At 55.5% G+C, this 476-nt stretch carries 1 protein-coding gene; it reads left to right on the top strand.

What is annotated here, in order from left to right; all coding sequences use genetic code 11:
* Window positions 1–210: 210 nt before the first annotated feature.
* Window positions 211–476 (top strand): hypothetical protein (locus tag ACLD7X_RS18705; protein WP_411425181.1); only part of this gene is annotated, 266 nt, incomplete at its 3' end.

Here is a 476-nt window from a genome sequence, read left to right as displayed (position 1 = left end):
CGCACGTCAGCAGCGTCGGCGGTGGTGCATACATCAGCTCCATCACACCTGGTGCTGCCGGTGTAGGATCCTTCACCGTCATGCTCCCTGGCCCTGCCGATCCTTCCGATATCATCCATTGGACCATCAATCCCTAACGACGATGACTGACGCTCACAGGCAGGTGCACCGTTGTGGGTTGCACCTGCCTGACGAGCACTGGAAGACGATATGACCTGGTATGTATATCCCGAGAACCCGGAAAGAGCACCAATGACGCGACTGATCATATTTCTGACCTTCTTGCTTGGCAGCGGAATGATGCTTGTTGCACAAACGCAACGCGCTCAAAGGCTAAGTCTCATCGACACGACCGGTGGTGCTATGGATACGGTCATGATCGTGCCGTCACCATACGGAGGATCCTACCAGCTGCAGTTGCCACCAGATGCAGGTATTTCAGCCAGCCTACTCGTTTCGTCTGTAGCAGGGTCGAC

It is taken from the genome of Aphanothece microscopica RSMan92, assembly GCF_046613545.2.
Classification (GTDB): Bacteria; Cyanobacteriota; Cyanobacteriia; order PCC-6307; family Cyanobiaceae; genus NIES-981.
Note: the sequence above shows the minus strand (reverse complement) of the source record. Positions and strands in the feature narration are given on the sequence as shown.